This window comes from Accumulibacter sp. (assembly GCF_016789985.1).
Classification (GTDB): domain Bacteria; phylum Pseudomonadota; class Gammaproteobacteria; order Burkholderiales; family Rhodocyclaceae; genus Accumulibacter.
The window spans coordinates 1-4,500 of record NZ_JAEUOL010000127.1 but is presented as its reverse complement, the minus strand read 5'-3'; the positions used below and the strand labels follow the sequence as shown (position 1 = coordinate 4,500).

At 61.2% G+C, this 4,500-nt stretch carries 3 protein-coding genes and 2 pseudogenes; 3 read left to right on the top strand and 2 right to left on the bottom strand.

Annotation, left to right across the window (positions count from 1 at the left end; all coding sequences use genetic code 11):
• Positions 1 to 798, bottom strand: a 798-nt coding sequence (locus JNK99_RS07415) for a CNNM domain-containing protein (protein WP_291850835.1), incomplete at its 3' end; no start/stop codon positions are given.
• Positions 799 to 1,166: 368 nt separating this feature from the next.
• Here JNK99_RS07415 and JNK99_RS07410 point away from each other — a divergent pair.
• Both JNK99_RS07410 and JNK99_RS07405 read left to right on the top strand, forming a co-directional pair.
• Entirely contained in the window at positions 1,167 to 2,558 is a 1,392-nt protein-coding gene (locus JNK99_RS07410) for a hemolysin family protein (RefSeq protein WP_291850832.1), read from the top strand.
• Positions 2,559 to 2,561: 3 nt separating this feature from the next.
• Entirely contained in the window at positions 2,562 to 3,809 is a 1,248-nt protein-coding gene (locus JNK99_RS07405; RefSeq protein WP_291850829.1) for a hemolysin family protein, read from the top strand.
• A 62-nt stretch (positions 3,810 to 3,871) separates the two neighbouring features.
• Here JNK99_RS07405 and JNK99_RS07400 read toward each other — a convergent pair.
• Positions 3,872 to 4,036: pseudogene (locus JNK99_RS07400) on the bottom strand (IS3 family transposase); the annotation flags it as partial.
• Positions 4,037 to 4,143: 107 nt separating this feature from the next.
• On the opposite strand from JNK99_RS07400, the pseudogene JNK99_RS07395 reads away from it, so the two are divergent.
• A pseudogene (locus tag JNK99_RS07395) lies at positions 4,144 to 4,500 on the top strand (IS21 family transposase); the annotation flags it as partial.

Genomic DNA, 4,500 nt, shown 5'->3' with positions numbered 1-4,500 from the left:
GCCGGCCTCGTTGAGCGTCTTGTCCAGATGGCCCAGTGCCACCTCGCCGAGAATGCTCTGCAGCGTGACAACGCCGGTGATTTCCTCGGGGTTGCTCGAATAGACCGGGATGCGCTGATGCGATTCGGCAATGATCTCGTTGAGGGCATCACCGATCGTTCGCTTGCCGTCGAGCGAGAAGATCTGGTGCCGGTGCACCATGATGTCGCTGGCGCGCAGGGTGCTGAAATCGAAGATGCGACGGATCATCTGGTGTTCGCCTTCCTCGATCGATCCTTCCTGCGTGCCGTGCTCGGCCAGCGCGATCAGTTCGCTCTCCGTCACGCTGGGATCCTTGGGTGGACTGGAGAGGGTGTGCATCCAGCGGATAAAGGTTTCCAGCAACCAGACCAGTGGCGACAGGAGCTTGCCGAGTAGCTCCAGCGGCGCCGCCGCCAGCAACGCCACTGCGATGGCGTAACGCGAGCCGTAGGTTTTCGGTGTGATTTCGCCGAACATCAGGAGCAGCAAGGTGATTACCCCTACCGCCAGACCAGGGCCGAGATGGCCGAAATGCTCGGTCGCCACCACCGTGGCGAAGGTCGCCGCAGCGGTGTTCACCAGGTTGTTGCCGATCAGGATGATGACCAGCGTCCGGTTGAGGTTGCCCTTCATCCGGTGCAGGGCCCTGGCGCCGAAACGGTGTTCTGCCAGTAGCGCCTCGACCCGTGCCCGCGACAGCGTCGTAATGGCCGTCTCGGAGCCCGAGAAAAATGCGGAAAGGGCAAGCATCAGGATTAGCAGCAATGCTTCGGACACGGTCTGACTCACAAAAAGGGTCGCCCCCATGACTGGGGAGGCAGGGCGAGGATTACGGGGTTTTTTACACCACCCGGCAGATCGGCACAAGAAAAACCAGAGCGCTTGCTGCATGCAGGTCACCGGGGTTTCCCTGTCGTCCCCGGTTTGCCTGTTGTCATGATTGGTGGCCAATCGTGACACTTTCGTCTGCCGGGCGTCAGGCCGCCCGGTTTGCGCAAGCACCGCCGGCGAGCCGATGCTTGGCAGCCGGCGTGGCTGGTGTTTGACTATGGCGTCAAGCTTCCCGATAATTTCTGCCATCGCGCTGGTGACAGAAAGCGGTGCGCATCGCCGATTCGGCGTACAAGTCACTTGGAAGAGGGGCTATGGATCCTGCACTGTGGATGGAACTGGTCGTCTTTGTCGTTCTACTGGGATTCTCGGGATTTTTCTCGAGCACCGAAACTTCCCTGTTTTCGCTCAGCTCATATCAGCTCGACCAGATGCGCGCCAGCAAGCATCCGCGCGTCGAGCTGATCGAGCGGCTGCGCAGCGAGCCAAGGCGGCTGATCGTCACCATACTGATCGGCAACGAGTTCGTTAACGTTTCGGCGTCGGTGATTTCGGCCGCAATGGTCATCCACCTGTTCGGTGCCGAGAACGAGATGGTCAACCTGCTGGTGATGGTGCCCATCCTCCTGCTGTTCGGCGAGATCACACCCAAGGTGCTGGCCATTCGCAACAACGTCGTCTTTGCCAGTGCCGAGTGCCGGCCGATCTCCCTTTTTGCGCGGCTGATCACGCCGCTGCGCGAGATCATTCGCCATGTCGCCGATTTCTTCATCACTCTGATCGTCGGCAAGCAGCGCTCACAGGGAAACCTGGTCACCGAGGACATGATCCGCACGCTGGTGCATGATGCCGTGGGCGAAGGTGCGCTCGATAGTCAGGAAGCGCAGTACATCGAGAAGATCTTCGACTTCGGCAGCAAGTCGCTGAGCGACATCATGCGGCCGCGTTCCGACATACAGTTTCTCTCGGCGGACCTGTCGGTAGCCGAGCTGCTGATGCAGATCAAGGCCACACAACAGTCACGCTACCCGGTTTACAAGGGGCGCCGCGACACCATTCTGGGAGTTCTATATACTCGCGATCTGCTCGGCGTCGATCTCGCTCGGCTGGAACGTGATCCGCAGGGCTTCCGCAAGCTGCTGCGGCAACCCCACTTCTTCCCCGAATCCAAGCTTGCGGTCGAGTTGTTCCACACCTTTCGCCAGCGCAAGCTGTCCTTTGCCCTGATCGTCGATGAGTACGGTGGCGTCACCGGGCTGGTGACGATGGAAGACCTGCTCGAGTGCGTTTTCGGCGAGATCACCAGCCCATCCGACAACGAGGTGGTGAGCAGTCACCTGGTGAGCGAACTGGCCGATGGCCGCCGGCTGATCGATACCAGCATGGCGCTTGATGACTTCAATCAGCAGTTCGCGGTGAAGATCGACGGCGAGGAGGTGGAGACCCTGTCCGGAGCGCTGCTCGAGGCTTTCGGAGAGCTGCCGCTCAGTGGTGCCGTCATCGACCTCTGTGGTCTGAGGTTTACCGTCGCAGCCATCGAACACAACCGCATCACGCAGGTACTGGTCGAGCGGTTGCCGGCGGTGATCGAGGATGCGGCGAGCGATGAAGTCGGCGCGCAGGCCCCGCCCACCCTGAGGGGCGAAGCAACCGCTGAACCGGAGCACCTGCCGGCCGATGCAGCGAATCAGAGGGAGGGCCTGTAAATAATGTCTGATGTCTGGATCACCGCCCTGCTGATGGTCGTCTGCCTGATTGCCGAGGGCTTCTTCTCGGGTTCCGAACTCGGCGTGGTCAGCGCCGACCGCATCAAACTGCGCCACGACGCGGCCAAGGGCTCGCGCGGCGCGCGCCTGGCGCTGGAAATGATCGAGAAGCGGCCGGAGTGGTTGCTGTCGACCACCCTAGTCGGCACCAACATCGCGGTTGTTGCCAACTCGACGATCGCCACCGCGCTGATGATCGAGCTGTTCGGTGAGGCGGGGAGCTGGCTGGCGGTGATCCTGGTGGCGCCGCTGATCTGGGTGTTCGGCGAAATCGTCCCGAAAAGCGTCTTCCAGCAGCGTGCCGACACCATCACGCCTTACGTCATCTACATCCTGCGCTTCTTCTCGATCGCCTTCTGGCCGATCCTAATCGTTTTCGTGACCCTGTCGAAACTTCTCTCGCGCTTGGCGGGAGCGCGCGACGAGCACAACCCCTTCACCCTGCGCGAGCAGATCCAGAGCATGGTGCAGATGCCGCCGCAGGAGGGCGGCGACATCCAGGCCATCGAGAAGACGATGATCCGGCGCATGTTCAACTTCTCGGAGACCACGGTCTACAAGGTGATGGTCCCCTTGATCGATGTGAGCGCCATAGAAAAGGGCTGCACCGTCGGCGAGGCAGTGCGCTTGGCGGTACAGTGTGCGCACGTCCGACTGCCAGTTTACGATGGGCGGATCGACCGTGTGATCGGAGTGCTTAACACCATGGATTTGCTCGGTGTGGAGCAGTCGTCATCGATCGAACCGTTCATCGGTCCGACGCGCTACGTTCCAGCCAGCAAGAGCGCCGAGTCGATGCTCGTCGAGCTGCGCAAGGATGGCGACGCGATGGCCGTGGTGATGGACGAATTCGGTGGGGCCGAGGGGATCGTGACGATCGAGGACATCATCGAGGAAGTGGTCGAGGACATTCAGGACGAGTACGACCGGCAGGAGAAACCCGCCGAGTGGCTCAAAAAGCTTGGTCATCACGACTATCTGGTCAGCGCACGCGCCAACCCGGCCTTGCTGGTTGAGAAACTGGGACTGAAACTGCCCGGCGACGGCAGTTACGACACGCTCTCGGGTTTCCTGCTTGAATACGCGCGCGAGATTCCCGGTCCAGGAACGGTGATAGAGGTCGAGGGAATCAAGTTCACCATCCAGCGCGCGACACCGCAGGTCATCCAGGAAGTACAGATCCGCTGGTAGCGAAGCAGGGTAGGATCGGCAAGTGAATCGCCCCGGGTTTCGTGGAGGCCCGTTGGGTTAAGTCAGGCCGGGGTGGTGGCCTGACGGGCGAATGGCCGATAGTAGTTTTCTTCAGCTTCGGCAGGGGGAAGATATCCAATCGGTTCAAGCAGTCTGTGGTGGTTGAACCAGGACACCCATTCCAGCGTGGCCAGCTCCAGTGACTCCTTGGTCTTCCAGGGTGCCCGGTGTCACCAGCGGATGTAAATTGATACAGGCCAGCGATTGAAAGTTGATACACCGAGTTGAGAAGATCGGCGGATTTGAGGCGCCGGTGATGACGAACGAGGGGTAGATGGAAATCGAGGTCTTAAGGAAACACGGCTTCAGCCTTCGCCGGATAGCGGCGGAAGTCGGATGCGCGGTGAACCCGGTGCGCAGCCCTCTTGCGGCGGGACAGCAGCCGAAATACGAGCGTCAGAAGAAACGACCGAGCCAGCTGTCGCCGTACGAGGCGTACCTGCGGGAACGGCAAACGGCGGCCCATCCGCTCGGGATCCCGGCCACCGTCTTGCCTCGGGAGATTGCCGCCCAGGGATACCAAGGCGGCCTGAGCCCATTGCGCTCCTTCCTGCGCGGGCTCAGGCCGACCCTGCCGCCCGAGCCGGTTGTCCGCTTCGAGACCGCCCCCGGCGAGCCAATGCAGGTCGAT